Origin of the sequence: Enteroscipio rubneri (assembly GCF_002899715.1) — a bacterium.
Classification (GTDB): Bacteria; Actinomycetota; Coriobacteriia; order Coriobacteriales; family Eggerthellaceae; genus Enteroscipio; species Enteroscipio rubneri.
Genome location: NZ_PPEK01000003.1, coordinates 75954 through 90490, shown reverse-complemented (window position 1 = coordinate 90490; position 14537 = coordinate 75954). Strand labels below are relative to the sequence as shown.

Here is a 14537-nt window from a genome sequence, read left to right as displayed (position 1 = left end):
TACCCGCTTTCGAACTACGCAACTCCCGCTGTCGCTCGCCATCCGTGCGAGCAGCTTCCTGCGCACGGGAGAGCATCGGAGCGGCATTAGAAGACGGCGGTCAAGAACGCGGCGGCCGCGAGGAAGATTCCCGGCACGTTGGCCACCACGATCGGCCAGTCCCGCTCCTTCTTGAAGAGGCCGTAGATGGTCCAGAACAGGCAGTTGAAGAACGCTGCCAGGGGCTGCACAGGATTGCCGGGGTGCCCGGCCAGGTTGTCCATGATCTGCGGAATGTAGGAGACGTACATACACACCGACAGCACCGAGGCTATGCGCCCCACTATAGCGATGGGCCTCGCATGGCGTTTGATGCCTCCCTGATGCACCGATGCCTTCTGCACCATGCGTCTATGCGTACCGGTCTTCACGTTCATCGAGCACCCTCGTGTTCGCGGATGGGAATCTCTGCAACTCGATGATAGATCGAGGCATTCGAGGCCCCCGCGGGCGCGATGAACCGTGACGCGAAGGCGAGCAGGAGGTAAGCGCGCCGTTTACCGCGCTAAAAGCCGCAGAGCCAGTCCGCTGCCCTTGCGGCATCTACCGAAACGCCATCCGACAAGCCAACGTTGCACTTTTGCCAGACCGCAAAGTGCGCGTTCACGCGCGACGCCGAAGGGCGCTACGGGCCGGCGACGGTCGACCTTGCCGCCCTTCGACATAGGTTCAGCTGATCCCCTCATCGGAAGACTTTCCTACCATCTCCCTCCGCACGAAGCAATCGGCCACGTGGTCGTTCACCATGCCGATGGACTGCATATAGGCGTACACGATGGTGGAGCCGACGAATTTGAAGCCGCGCTTCTTCAGATCCTTGCTGATGCGGTCGGAGAGCGGCGTGGTGGCCGGGACGTCCGCCTGGGTCTCCCAGTGGTTCACAACGGGCTCGCCGTCCACGTACCCCCAGATGAACGTGTCGAAGCTGCCGAACTCTCGAGCCACATCCAAGAACAGCTCCGCATTGGCCACGGCCGCCTCGATCTTGCGGCGGTTGCGAACGATCCCTGCGTTCGCCATGAGCTCCTCGACCCTCGCCTCGTCGTAGCGCGCCACTTTGGCGGGATCGAAGCCGTCGAAGGCCTCGCGGTACGCCTCCCGCTTCTTGAGGATCGTAAGCCACGACAGGCCCGCCTGCGCGCCCTCCAGAACCAGCAGCTCGAACAGCTCGCGGTCGTCATGGGTGGGTCTTCCCCACTCGTTGTCATGGTAGTCAACGTAGATCGGCGTGTCGCCCGCCCACGAGCACCTAGTCCGCTCCTCCACTGTGCCTCCTAGCGAAACGTCATCCGGTACGCAAGCGTCGCACGCTCGCCCGGCGCGAGCACGCGCACGCCGGGCTTCTCGGCGAGCTCGCGCGGGGAGAAATGCGCGTCGGGCAGCGCCGACCACGGTTCCAGGCACAGGTAGCGGGCGTCGTCCTGGCCTGCCTTCGTCCAAATGCCCAGATAGGGGAAGTCCGGGAATTCCACGGTCACCTCGCAACGGTTTGCGCTGCTCGCCAGTGCGATCGTGCTGCCCGGGACGTTCTCCAGCACGATGGTGTCGATGCCCAGCTGCTCGGGCGTCTTCGTCAGACGCCCGTCCTCGAGCGGCACTGCGATCTTCGGCAGCGTGAGGATGCCCGCCTCGTCCATTCCGAACATCTCGATCGTATCGAGCCCCTCGAAACGCACGAAGTAGTCCGTCATGCGCTCGCCGGGCAGCAAGCACGTCGCGTATGCTTCGTGCCCGCCCAGCTCGAACGGCATCGGCGCGTTGCCTGTGTTCTCGACGATATGCGACTTCACTATCGCGTTGTCCTCGAGCGAGAATTCCACACACAGGCGGAAGTCGAAGGGGTAAACAGCCCGTGTGCCCTCATCGGACACCGTCTCGAAGCGCACGTGCGAGTCCGACACCTGCTCGACCGCGAACGCGCGGTCGCGGCAGAACCCGTGCATCGGCGCACCCACTCGCTTGCCGTCATTCGCGTACCAGCCATTTCGCAAGCGCCCGATCAGCGGGAACAGCAGCGGTGCACGCCGCCCCCACACCGCAGGATCGCCCGACCACAGGCGCTCAGCGCCGTTGCGAACGACGCTCTGCAACTCCGCACCCTTGCTCGACGCAAGAACCGATAGCGTGTCATTTTTCAAGGCGATAATCGTCATATCCCACACCATATTGTCCTTTGCTTCGGATGATTCCAAAACTATAGTAGCGCATATGCAAACCTATCTTAGATTCTACTTTTACGACGAGTATTCATCGGAATATACTTGCAACATAGTCGCTGCGATGAAATCAGCGCATTTGGAACTTTCCGCCTCCCGCACTGCGCCTTTCATGCTTTTCCCTTTGTCCTCTCTCGTCTTTTTCTATACTCGCATCGCGAATAACGCGGTAGACTTTCTCTGGGCGACAGGAGGACACCATGCAGAACATACGGACCGAACGCGCAAGCAAGCTACCACGCGGTTTGATCTTGGCCATTGCCACGCTCTTGACGCTGGGGAACGGCTTGATCTACATGTGGTCCATCTTCAACGTCCCTCTGATGGATGCTTTCGGATACTCAGCTTCCGGCGTCGCACTGGCGTACTCTCTATTCATGTTGATGAGCTGCGTGGGAAGCTTTCTCGGCGGTTGGATGCAGCAGCACATCCAGCCTCGATACGTGATACTGATAGCAGGCGTGCTGTTCTCTTGCGGTTGGCTGCTTTCGGGCTCCGCTGAATCGCTCCCCCTTTTGTATCTGTTCTTCGGAGGACTGGCCGGCATCGGCAACGGCTTGTCCTACAATGCCCTGCTCTCCGTTGCCACAACGTGGTTTCCAGACAAACGCGGCTTTGCCAATGGAGTCTGCACCTGCGGCGCAGGGATGGGGCCGGTGGTGTTCGCTCCTTTAGGCAATATACTCATCGAGTCTTTCGATGTCCTCATGGCCTTCCGCATCGTGGGAATTGCGTGGCTGGTCATCTACCTCGTGTTCACATGGTTCCTTGTCATGCCTGCCCCTGGCTGGAAACCGTCTAATTGGGATCCGGACGATCAGACGACCTCCTCGGCCGTATCGTCGGGGCGGAACTACTCGGGTCGGGAGATCCTGAGACAACCGTTGTTCTACATACTCTTTTTCATATTGATGGTGGCGGTCACCAGCGGGCAGATGATCAACGGGCACGCTTCGAGTCTTGGTCAGGAGCTCGCACACCTCAGCGCGGCTGAAGGAGCCCTGATGGTCAGCCTTTTGGGTGTTGGCAGCGTGCTGGGGCGTCTCGGGTTCGGCGCGGTATCCGACAAGATAGGCCGCTTCACGACGCTCATCCTCATCTTAGGCGTCAACGCCGTGATCATGCTCCTGTTCCTGGCCCACGCCACTACGTTCATCACGTTCCTTGCCTGCATGATGATCGTTGGTGGCTGCTTCGGCGGAACTATGAGCGTTATGCCGGCAACCGTGGGCGATTCGTTCGGATCGAAGTTCTTCGGCCAGAACTGGTCGTTCGTTTATCCCGGCTACACGGTTGCCGCGTTCATCGGCCCCATGGTCGCCGCAAGCACCACCGAAGCCACCGGCTCCTGGGAAGGAGCAATGATCATTGCGGGCGTATTGTCGCTTCTAGGGATCGTGCTCGTGCTTATAGGGAAGAGATTGGCGAAGCGACTTGCCCAGGCGGGATAGCGGCAATTTCAAATGGAACAACACCGCGTCATCCCTCGATGACTTCGCCACGGCCTACCGGCAGATTCTTCCCTTTCTTTCGCCGTCAGTGCAGAAAACCGATTTGGATGAATGTGTGCTACAGCGCTTGCCAGCACGTCGATGCCGATCACCTCAATCGCATCGACGCTGCGCGCAGACAAAGCCGACATGAAGGCGGATTCGATAACGCATCGCATTTACGTTTGAAGAACGCCTGGTCGAAGACACGCTGTGCAACGCGCCCCTGCTGCCTACTTCCCGCCCTCGGCTACCTCGCCGATGCGGTAGGCTTCCAGCAGCTGTTCCAAATCAACAATCTGCCGCTTCAGCTCTTTACCGGTATCGGTGTCAGCCACGAGCGTGCGCTTCTCCACGCGCTCTACCACCCGACGCGACGAGTGGATGTCCTGCTCGTTGACCACGGCGGCGCGGGTTGACTCGAGCGGCTCGTGTGCAGCCAGCACGAAGCCATGCGAATTCGAAATCAACGTGTAACCGGCGATGCCCGTGGTAGGCTGGTAGGCCTTCGAGAAGCCGCCGTCGATGGTGAGCACGCGCCCGCCGCATCGCACCGGATCCTCGCCGTCCTTCGCCTTCACCGGCACGTGGCCGCACACGATGCGCGAAGTTGCGGGATCCATCCCGAAGTCCTCGAAGATGCCGGCCATCACGTGCTCGTCGTTTTGGTAGGCGTAGAACGGGTTCTTCACCTCCTTGCGCGCCTCCTTCTCGGCTATGAGGTACAGCTCGAACGTAGCCATCTTGCTTTTCGCGAACAGAGGCGATCCCTCACCCAGCCACATATACCACAGAAGGTCGCGGCCGCGCTTGCGCATCTCAGGATCGGAATCATCGAACGCCGCACGCACATAGCGTTCCATGACATCGTAAAGCGCGCGGCCTTTGTACTTCTGTCCGAACACGTCCGTCTCCATAAGCGAGCCGTCTTCGTTCAGCGGAACGCACGCATGGAAGAGCAGATTGCCGTTGTATATTTTATAGAGGCTGCCCGCGTCCAAGAAGAAGCGCATGTGCCGCTGCAGCTTCTCACACCCCGTGAACGCCTGCTCCAGGCGCTGCATGACGTCCTCCTCCTCGGGCGTAAGGCGATAGGGGTCGTCTGGGTCCACCGTGGGGAACACCGTGTCGGTCAGCGCGTACTCCGAACCGTCCAGCAAGACCGTACCGCGCTTGTAGTCGATCTTGTCCAGCAGCTTGCGATCCTCCAGGCCGAAGTCGGGATTCTCGTCGATGAGCTTCGCTTCCACCTTGAACTGGATAATGGCCATGGCCTTCTGGATCTTGACGTTCATCTCCAGTTCTTGCGGCGTAAGCTCCGGGTTGCCTTTGAGACCGAACGCAACGCACGGATCGTCGCGGTATGCTTCGAGCGCGAACGAAGCGAGCGGCAGAATGTTGATGCCGTAGGCGTCCTCGAGGATGGAGAGGTTCCCGTAGCGCGCGCAGTTGCGCACCACGTGGGCGATGCAGCCGCGCTGTCCAAGCGAAGCGCCCATCCATACGATGTCGTGGTTGCCCCACTGGATGTCGAGAGCATGGTGGTCCATGAGCGTCTCCATGATGACGTCGGGATACGGCCCACGGTCGTATATGTCGCCAATGATGTGGAGCCGCTCGATGGCAAGTCGCTGGATAAGCTGGCACAGCGCCTCGATGAGCTCTCCACCGCGGTCAGTGCGAATGACCGCGTCGATGATGGCCGCATAGTACGCCTGCTTGTCCTCGCCGTGACGGTCTTCGGTCATGAGCTCTTCGATGATGTAGGCGAAGTCGTCCGGCAACGCTTTGCGTACGCGGGAGCGCGTGTACTTCCGCGCGGCGCGTTTGCATACGGCCACGAGACGCGGCAGCATGATGGCATACCATGCCCCAGGATCGCTCACTTGCGATAACACCAACTCCATTTTCTCATGCGGATAGTAGATGAGCGTCGCAAGCGAGCGCTTCTCCTCCTCACTCAGGGAGTCGCCGAACTCCGCGTCGATCTTGAGCCGGATGGAGCCCGAGCCGTTGCGCAGGATATGCGAGAACGCCTCGTACTCGCCGTGGATGTCCGAGGCGAAGAACTCGGTGCCCTTCGGCAGGTTCAAGATGGCGCTCAGGTTAATGATCTCCGCCGAAGCCTTGGCGGCGGTGGGAAACGACCGGGAGAGAAGCTCCAAGTACCGCTTTTCGCTCACGTCCATGTAGGGCCTCCTTGTGGATGTTGCAGCGCTTGCACGGCCCTATGGTACCCGCAACTGGACCGCACCGGGCGAAGCGACACCGAAACGGCGCGATTATTCGACGGAAACGCCGGCACCGAATCGCGTGCGGCGTCGGGCAGCGCAAAGAAGGACACACGAACGACGCGCGCACGACGGGCGGCGCCGACTGTTTACTGCGCCCTTGCCGCGGTACTACTCCCACCCTTTCCACACGTCGGGCGCATAGCCCACCGTGGCCTGCTTGCCGTTGCGCACGATGGGCTCGACCAGCACGTGCTGGTTCTCCAACAGCTTGTCGAACTTCTGGTCGGGCGAGAGATATGCAAGCAGCGCCACCGTGTCCTGGTCCTTCGCCTTCGGGTCGACGAGCGCGTCGATGCCGCCCACCGCGCGGCGCACCGACTCCAGCTCGCCTTTGCTCATCCCCTTCTCCGCCAGGTCGATGAACTGGAACTTCACCCGCCGCTCCTTGAAGTAGCGCTGCGCCTTCTTCGTGTCGAAGCTCTTCTTGGTGCCGAACACCTGGATGTTCATCGCCTTCGCCTTCCGCTCGCTCGCGTGCGCGCGCCGGGAAACCAGACGCGTCAGCCCGCTATAATGCCTCTTTGGGATTATCACGCCTGCGATTCTAAGACACGAGGAGGAGCCTTATATGGAACTCGCCGAAATCCCCGAAAGCGACAGAGCGCAGCACCTCGACCTGTTGCTCATCGCCGACGAGTCGGCGGACATGATCGAGCGGTACCTGCACCGCGGCGATCTGCTGGCCCTCATCGAGGACGATGAGGCGCGGGCGCTCTGCGTGGTGACGCAGGAAGAGCCCGACGTGTTCGAGATCAAGAACATCGTCACCGTGCCCGAGCACCAGCGCAAGGGCTACGGGCGGCGGCTCGTCGCGCTTGTCGCCGAGCGTTACCGGGGGCGCGGGGACTGGCTCCTCGTCGGCACGGGCGACGTGCCCGGCATCCTGCGCTTCTACGAGCGGTGCGGGTTCGAGCGCTCGCATGTCGTGGAGAACTTCTTCGTCGACAACTACGACCATCCCATGTACGAGGACGGCCACAAGCTCATGGACATGGTGTACCTGAAAATGCGCCTCTAGCGAACGGGCTCGTAGTCCAGCTGGGCAGGAATGTCGGTGGACTCGAGCTTCATGATGACGGGGCGCAGACCGTCGTTGCAGCTGACGATGGCGCATCCGGGCACGCGCATCCAGTCGTCGAAGTAGAACGTGAAGTCGCCGCCGCCGTGGGCGAGCGCGAACACGTACTGGTAGACGGCCTTCCACGCCTCGTCGCAGAAACCCTCGGGCTTGGCGTAGTCGGCGAGGAAGACCTGCCCGGCCTTCATCATGGGGCACGGCGCGAGCCCCTCGGCGCCGTACTCGGCGGCCAGCTCCTCGTCGAACGTGGCCTTCAAAACGGTGATCCTCACCTTGGTCATGGCCATGGCGCATCCTTTCGCGATCGTTGGGCATGCGTGCTTGCAGCCTCGTTATACTGTGAGCGAGGCCGCAGCGGAAGTACGGTCATTCAGAATAGGTACTATCCTGAAGGGAAGCGCTATGAGCATGGAGCCCTACGAGGGAAGCCTCTCGTCGCTCGCCGACACGCCGTTCGGCTACACATTGTCGATGATCGGCGGGAAGTGGCGCCTCGTCATCATGTACTGGCTCGTGGAATGCGAGACCATGCGTTTCAACGAGCTTAAACGCAAGATCGGCCGCATCACCGACAAGACACTCAGCAGCCAGCTCAAGGGCATGGAGGCCGACGGTCTCATCGTGCGCACCGAGTACCCCCAGATCCCGCCGAAGGTGGAGTACCGCCTCTCCGAGAAGGGCACGTCGCTCTACCCCCTGATGGAGGCCATGTGCGCATGGGGACGGGAGCACGACCCGGGTGCAGGCGGCGCATCGGACGAGCGTGCGGACGACACCGAGAACGCGGGCATCCCCGGCAAAGGCCTTCGCGTATAATGTCAAGCCCGATTTCGAGCCAGAACCAAGGAGCCCACCCCATGCCCACCATCCAAACAACCCTCGCGCACGAACTCAGCCTTTCCGCAGCCCAGGTCGCGGCCGTCATCGCCCTTGTCGACGAGGGCAACACCATCCCGTTCATCGCCCGCTACCGCAAGGAGGCCACGGGCGGCATGGACGACGCCCAGCTGCGCGCCTTCGACGAGCGCCTAACCTATCTGCGCAATCTCGAGGCCCGCAAGGACGAGGTGCTGCGGGCCATCGACGAGCAGGGCAAGCTCACGCCCGAGCTGCGCGCGAAGATCGAGGACGCCGCGGTCATGCAGCGTGTGGAGGACCTGTACAAGCCGTACAAGAAGAAGCGCGCCACCCGCGCGTCGAAGGCGCGCGACGCGGGGCTGGAGCCCCTTGCGCTGCTCATCCTGGCGCAGGGACGCAACGCCTTGAGCCCGCTCGCCCAGGCGGCGGGGCTCGTGAACGCCGAGGCCGGCTTCCCCACGCCCGAGGCGGCGCTGCAGGGCGCCCAGGACATCGTGGCCGAGGTCATCGCCGACGACGCCGAGCACACCGAGGCCCTGCGCAACTTCACCAAACGCACCGGAGCGCTGGCCGTGGAGGCGGTCGACCCGCAGGAGAAGACCGTCTACGAGGCGTACTACGACTTCTCGGAGCCGCTCTCGCGCATCCCCAACCACCGCGTGCTCGCCGTGAACCGCGGCGAGAAGGAGGGCAAGCTGCGCGCGAAGGTGCGCGTGGACGCAGACGCCGCCATCGAACAACTCGAGCGCCGCGTGGTCAGGAACCCGGCAAGCCCCTTCGCCCCCGTGCTGCGCGAGGCCGCGGCCGACGGCTACAAGCGCCTCATGGCCCCCGCGCTCGACCGCGAGATGCGCAGCCTCCTCACCGAGCGCGCGCAGGCCGACGCCATCAAGGTGTTCGCCAAGAACACCGAGAGCCTGCTTTCGCAGCGCCCCGTGCGCGGCGCGCGCGTCATCGCCATCGACCCGGGCTACCGCACCGGCTGCAAGGTGGCGGTGCTCGACGAGTACGGCAAGCTGCTCGACTTCACCACCGTCTACCCCACCCCGCCGCGCAGCGAGGTGCGCAAGACGCAGGACAAGCTGGCCGAGTTCGTGAAGCGCCACCGCGCCAACACCATCGTCATCGGCAACGGCACGGGCAGCAGCGAGACGGAGGAGGTGGTGGCCGACCTCATCGCCAAGTCGGACGCCCCCTTGCGCTACACCATCGTGAACGAGGCAGGCGCGTCGGTGTACTCCGCCTCCAAGCTGGCGAGCGAGGAGTACCCCGACCTCGACGTCACCACGCGCGGCGCCATGAGCCTGGGCCGCCGCCTGCAGGACCCGCTCGCCGAGCTGGTGAAGATACCGCCGCAGTCCATCGGCGTGGGCCAGTACCAGCACGACCTCAACCAGGCGGAGCTCGGCTGCGCGCTCGCCGGCGTGGTGGAGCGCGTCGTGAACCGCGTGGGCGTCGACCTCAACACGGCCAGCGCGAGCCTGCTGGGCTACGTGTCGGGCGTGAGCGCCACCGTGGCTAAGAACATCGTGGCCTACCGCGAGGAGCACGGGCGCATCTCCGACCGGCGGGAGCTCAAGAAGGTACCGAAGCTCGGCGCCAAGGCCTACCAGAACTGCGCCGGCTTCCTGCGCGTGACCGGCGGCGCGAACCCGCTCGATGCCACGAGCGTCCACCCCGAGAGCTATCTTGTGGCGCGCGAGCTGCTGAAGCGCGCGAAGGTGAAGCCCGAGGCGCTCGCGCGCGGCGGCGTCCCCGACATCGCGGGCCGCCTCGGCGACCTGCCCGCCCTCGCGGCCGAGCTGGGAGTGGGCCTGCCCACCCTGCGCGACATCGTGGCCGAGCTGGAGAAGCCGGGGCGCGACCCCCGCGACAGCGCGCCGGAGGTGGTGTTCAGCAAGGGCATCCGCTCCTTCGACGACCTCGCCCCCGGCATGGAGCTCACCGGCACCGTGCGCAACGTGGTGGACTTCGGCGCGTTCGTGGACGTGGGCGTGAAACAGGACGGCCTCGTGCACGTCTCTAAACTGTCCGACCGCTTCGTCAAGCACCCGAGCGAGGTGGTGGCCGTGGGCGACACCGTCACCGTCTGGGTCACCGCCGTCGACAAGGACCGCGGCAAGATCTCGCTCTCCATGGTGAGGGAGAAGCTGTAAGCGTCATTCCCATGCCCAGTCGGCGCCCGTCTCATCGGCAGCCAGTTCGAAGTGGCGCTTCACGATGCCCAGGTTGATGGCATTCAAACCGCCTTCGGGCGCCTCGGCTGTCACGGTACGACCGTCGGCACGCAAGGTGATATGGAATTTCTGACTGTTCATGCCGGTAGGCGCAAGCTGGGCCGCCTCCATGGCAGTCTCAAACCACGCGGGCATCGGACCAGTGCCCTCAAACGTGCACAACACCTCAAGCGGCTTCGTCTTGCGCGGCTTCCCCCGTGTCTTACCATAACCCACAGCGATGACGATGCGCACGTCTTCGCCTTCGGGCACCTCCGCCTTCGACTTCTTGCGCGCCGACATAGCCTGCCAGCACGTGTTCAGCCCCAACTCTTGAGCGATCAACACGATACGTTCACCCCAGTACCCTATCGCTTCATCCTGCTCGCCGTCGCGAGCAACAAACACGATGCTCGTACGTGCGCCCTTGATAACGCCATAGCGTGCAAGGAACAACTTGAACACTTCGGGGTTGTCGCGCACCAGCTGCACGTTCAGACCGCCTGCCACGCCCGCATCTGCCACGGCGCCCTCAAGCGCCGCGAAGTCCTCTCCCTCGACGGGCCGATTAAGATAATCGCGCACCGAATGGCGTGCTCGTATGGTGTCCATGACGGTCATACATGCTCCTTTCCGCTTCGAGGCGAACGCCGATATCCACCTACACAGTGTAACCCTCCTACACTTCTTCCTTCTGCATCTTGCAGAAATCGGAGGAACGATGTCGGGCTTCGCCACAGGCCAACGACGACATGGCGGAGTCTCACGCCCGCGAACGTACGAGACGAGCCGGCATCTTGCAACCAGGGGCGCCCGACAAACAGATCGGCGGCATACGGCCGCGTGTATCCGATGCAGATCGGCACTGTGCGCTAGGACGACAGCCTCCCCGGAATCATGGCCAAAAGCTCTTCGCGGGTGTGGATGCCCACCTTCTTATAGATGTTGTTGATGTGCGCCTTCGCCGTCCCATGTGCGATGATGAGCGATTCGGCTATCTCGGTGGCCGTCTTGCCCTCCAACATCAGTTCCAGCACCTCGCGTTCGCGCTCGCTCAACTTGTAGATGCTCGCGATGTGCATCGCAGTTTCACGGCTCTCGAGTTCGGTGATGTGGTCGAACCGCGGACGAGAGAGACCGTTCGAAACGATCTTATTGATAATGCGCCAACCTCCCATCATGCACACTACCAGAACGACGAGCAGCGATACGGCAAGCAGCTCGTGCACAAACGCCTGCGACCCCTCGTCAACAAGCGCGTCTATCGCAGAAAAAAGCTGTCGACCGGCAAACAAACCGAGGTAGAGTCCGAGTATGAGCAGACAAGCGACTCGCGGGGAGTCGGAGTTCCACTCGCGACCCAGGATGCAGTACAAAACCAGGATGAAGACCAGATAGGTGAAGAAACCGATCTCGTTCAGGATGGTCGGCGAAAGCTGCAGCGGATTATCGAACAGCGCCAGAAGGATGCCCGCAATAGCCACCGGCATCGCGATGCCGTACAACGTGGACACGCGGATCCGCCGCGAGAATACGAGCACCGCTGCGCACAGCAGCAGCGCATAGACGGGAACGGTCCAATCGAAGCTCGTATGGAACTCTTCCAACGACATGAAGCTCGTGGTGTACATGAAGCCCACGCCGAAGAAGAAGGTCACAACGAGAAGCCCCCCCCCGGCCCTCCCCACGCGACCGGTGGATTCTGATCGAGGCGAATCAAGTTCCACGGTGGAGCGGAAGCCTTTTAGCAGGATACCTCCCGCCAACGCCACCACGAACGCGAGCGCCCACAGCAAGCGCGGACCTTCGAGTCCGATAAGAAACCAGCACAGGCAGCATGCCAAGGCGGCCACGGCCAAAACATAGACGAGATTCACCATATTGTCGTAGCAGACAAAGACTTCAAGCCAGAGCAGAAGATGGGTCATAAGGAAGAACGAGAACAGCATGATGCCAACGAGCGCCCACGCACCCGAAAAAACTCCCACCAGGGTGGGCAGCACCATAGCCAGCATCGAGGCGACACCGCATACCGACGACGCCAGAGCAAGCCGCCTGCGCTGTGCACGCAGCGAGAAGAATGAGCTGGCCGCCATATAGCACATGAGGACGATGCAGCTAGCCACGCAGATGACGTCGGGGAACGTAGCTGGTCCGAGTGCATTCACGAGGCCGAACCGGTGGTTCAAATAAAGCTGCAGCGAAACACCGAACGCGGGCCCGAGCAGGTACCAATAGCTTGCGTATACGAGCAACGACTTCGCGAATGATCGCATCGTATGCCCTGCGGAATCCTTCACTGCTGCCCTCATTCGAACCCCTCTCCCCGTATCCTGCAAATTGTAGGGATAAATCCACGCGGACGAAAGGCCTCTTTCGCACCTCTTTCCCTACGACCAGCTTCGAGCACGAACCCCAGAGCGGGCGGGTTAGGCGAATAACCCGTTTCCCCTTGAAGTTAAACCTGGGGTTAGCACCGGATCAGGCCCTAGCATTGCTTGGCGAAGGCGGCTGCCATCGACGGTCGGCTCAAGGAAGCAGAACAAGGAAGCAAGGGGAAAGGGAGTATCATGGAAAACAAATTCGACGCAATCGAATCCGAGCACCAGGGTCTATCCCGTCGAGACTTTCTCGTAGGTGCCGCCCTCGCCGGCGTCGGCACGGCGATGGTAGGGACTATGAGCGGTTGCGCGAGCGGAGCGCCCGCGGAGGACAAGGGGAGCAGCGAGACGCCCGAAACCGGTGCCGAGGCCGGCGCCTCCGGAGAACCCGCGTTCCTCACGCCGCCCAATCCCATCTCGGACGACGAGATAGCGGAAACCATCGACTGCGACATCGTCATCTGCGGCGCCGGCATTTGCGGCTTGCCCGCATCGATGCTGGCCGCAGAAAGCGGAGCAGACGTCCACGTACTTGAAAAGGGCAGCTCGTACGGCGTCGCGCGCCTCTGCACTGCTGGTTTCAATTCCGATGTTCAGACGAAGCTGGGATTGACCACCGATCGCAAGGAGTTTGTGACCTCCACCTGGGCCATCAGCAACGGCGTGCAAGGTAGAACGTCCTCGTACGGTCTCTGGTTCGACAACTCCGGCCCCTACGTCAACTGGCTCGAAGGCATCTTCAACAGCAAGGGCTACCAGCTCATTCCGGCCGCCTCGCTGGACTACAAGATCACGAACGACGGCATCGGCATGCCCGGAGCCAGCCCGTTGTGGCAAGCGTTCGCCCAGATGATCTTCTTCGCTGATTCCGAAGGCAAGTTCTTCGCCACCGGCGGCGACGTCGACTGGACCGGCATCATGGAAGAATACGCGACCGAGAAGGGCGCGACTTTCCATTACGGCCAGCCAGCCGTGCAGCTGATCCGCGACGACAGCGGTCGGTGCACAGGCGTCATCGCCAAGAACGAATCCGAGGAGTACGTAAAGTACAACGCCGCAAAGGGCGTGCTGCTTACCACCGGTGACATGTCCGGCGATCGTGAAATGATGGCCCATTACAACGTATCGCTGAGCAAGATCATCCGCTACAACATCAATACGAACGATACCGGCGACGGCCAGAAGATGGGCATGTGGATAGGCGCCGATATGGATGAGTTCGCCTGCGGCGATCTGTGGCCGTTCGCCGCCGTCATGACGGACGGCACGCTGCCCAAGCTTGACGGCACGCACTTCTACGCTGGCGTTGCGAACCTCCCTGTGTTTATGGTGGACGGCGCAGGCCGCCGTCTCATGGCCGAGAACCTGCCGTTCCAGTCCCCCTCCATCCCGAAGCTCACCTGCACCTCCGATGGATGCGCATGGAGCATCTGGGACAGCGCATGGAAAGAGAAGTTCCCCGAAGGCGGCTACATGGTCGAGGACTACACCGCCTCCAACACGCAGGAGGAAGTGGACAAGAACGTGGAGTTGGGCGTGACCTTCAAGTTCGACACCATCGACGAGCTTATCGAGCACTGCGGATTCGACAAGGACATTTTCACGGCCTCGTTCAACCGCTACAACGAGCTATGCGCTGCCGGGGAAGACCTGGACTTCTACAAGGATCCTCTCTGGATGACCCCCATCGACACGCCGCCGTTCTACGCTTCGAAGCATTGCTCGTCGATGACTTCGACACGCGGTGGCCTCAAGAACGACGAGCGGTGCCGCGTGCTCGATAAGGACGGCAAGCCCATTCCCGGCCTCTATGTTGCAGGGAATACCGCAGGCTCCTTCTACGGCAACGTGTATCCGCCGAACGTCATGGGTTCCGGCATCGGCCACGGCCAGTGCTTCGCCTGGCTCGCCATCAAGGACATCCTCGGCATGGATTACATCCACGCAAATATCTAGGGACTGAGA

General features: G+C 61.9%; 13 protein-coding genes. 5 read left to right on the top strand and 8 right to left on the bottom strand.

The window, feature by feature from the left end:
- Positions 1-86 precede the first annotated feature (86 nt).
- The 3 genes from C2L71_RS04305 to C2L71_RS04295 form a co-directional block, all read right to left on the bottom strand.
- Positions 87-416, bottom strand: coding sequence for an SWEET family sugar transporter (locus C2L71_RS04305; protein WP_239926342.1), 330 nt, complete (start codon positions 414-416; stop codon positions 87-89).
- Positions 417-708: 292 nt separating this feature from the next.
- Positions 709-1305, bottom strand: a complete 597-nt coding sequence (locus C2L71_RS04300) for a DNA-3-methyladenine glycosylase I (protein ID WP_103264541.1) — start codon at positions 1303-1305, stop codon at positions 709-711.
- 8 nt (positions 1306-1313) lie between these two features.
- Positions 1314-2192, bottom strand: a complete 879-nt coding sequence (locus tag C2L71_RS04295; RefSeq protein ID WP_239926340.1) for an aldose 1-epimerase family protein — start codon at positions 2190-2192, stop codon at positions 1314-1316.
- 263 nt (positions 2193-2455) lie between these two features.
- Here C2L71_RS04295 and C2L71_RS04290 point away from each other — a divergent pair, with 263 nt between their 5' ends.
- A complete protein-coding gene (locus C2L71_RS04290; RefSeq protein ID WP_103264539.1) occupies positions 2456-3706 on the top strand; it encodes an L-lactate MFS transporter in 1251 nt (416 codons plus the stop codon).
- Between the two features lie 272 nt (positions 3707-3978).
- Here the strand turns inward: C2L71_RS04290 and C2L71_RS04285 are convergent, their stop codons facing one another.
- Complete coding sequence (locus C2L71_RS04285) at positions 3979-5934, bottom strand: fructose-1,6-bisphosphatase (RefSeq protein ID WP_103264538.1); 1956 nt, start codon at positions 5932-5934, stop codon at positions 3979-3981.
- A gap of 213 nt (positions 5935-6147) precedes the next feature.
- Entirely contained in the window at positions 6148-6489 is a 342-nt protein-coding gene (locus C2L71_RS04280) for an arsenate reductase family protein (protein ID WP_103264537.1), read from the bottom strand.
- Between the two features lie 118 nt (positions 6490-6607).
- Between C2L71_RS04280 and C2L71_RS04275 the strand changes: the two genes are divergently transcribed.
- Positions 6608-7057, top strand: coding sequence for a GNAT family N-acetyltransferase (locus C2L71_RS04275; protein WP_103264536.1), 450 nt, complete (start codon positions 6608-6610; stop codon positions 7055-7057).
- Here C2L71_RS04275 and C2L71_RS04270 read toward each other — a convergent pair.
- Positions 7054-7404 (bottom strand): TIGR04076 family protein, encoded by a 351-nt coding sequence (locus C2L71_RS04270; RefSeq protein ID WP_239926338.1) that lies wholly within the window; start codon positions 7402-7404, stop codon positions 7054-7056. The genes C2L71_RS04275 and C2L71_RS04270 overlap by 4 nt on opposite strands.
- Before the next feature lie 115 nt (positions 7405-7519).
- Here C2L71_RS04270 and C2L71_RS04265 point away from each other — a divergent pair, with 115 nt between their 5' ends.
- Together C2L71_RS04265 and C2L71_RS04260 are read left to right on the top strand one after the other, a co-directional pair.
- Positions 7520-7933, top strand: coding sequence for a winged helix-turn-helix transcriptional regulator (locus C2L71_RS04265; protein WP_239926336.1), 414 nt, complete (start codon positions 7520-7522; stop codon positions 7931-7933).
- Positions 7934-7974: 41 nt separating this feature from the next.
- Positions 7975-10131 carry a Tex family protein gene (locus C2L71_RS04260; protein ID WP_103264535.1) on the top strand — a complete coding sequence of 719 codons (2157 nt, stop codon included), beginning with the start codon at positions 7975-7977 and terminating at the stop codon, positions 10129-10131.
- A 3-nt stretch (positions 10132-10134) separates the two neighbouring features.
- Here C2L71_RS04260 and C2L71_RS04255 read toward each other — a convergent pair whose 3' ends face one another.
- Together C2L71_RS04255 and C2L71_RS04250 are read right to left on the bottom strand one after the other, a co-directional pair.
- Positions 10135-10812 (bottom strand): nitroreductase family protein, encoded by a 678-nt coding sequence (locus tag C2L71_RS04255; protein WP_103264534.1) that lies wholly within the window; start codon positions 10810-10812, stop codon positions 10135-10137.
- 251 nt (positions 10813-11063) lie between these two features.
- Entirely contained in the window at positions 11064-12503 is a 1440-nt protein-coding gene (locus C2L71_RS04250; RefSeq protein ID WP_103264533.1) for a helix-turn-helix transcriptional regulator, read from the bottom strand.
- A gap of 258 nt (positions 12504-12761) precedes the next feature.
- Between C2L71_RS04250 and C2L71_RS04245 the strand changes: the two genes are divergently transcribed.
- Positions 12762-14528: an FAD-dependent oxidoreductase gene (locus C2L71_RS04245; protein WP_103264532.1), complete on the top strand. Its 1767-nt coding sequence runs from the start codon at positions 12762-12764 to the stop codon at positions 14526-14528.
- The last annotated feature ends 9 nt before the right edge of the window (positions 14529-14537 follow it).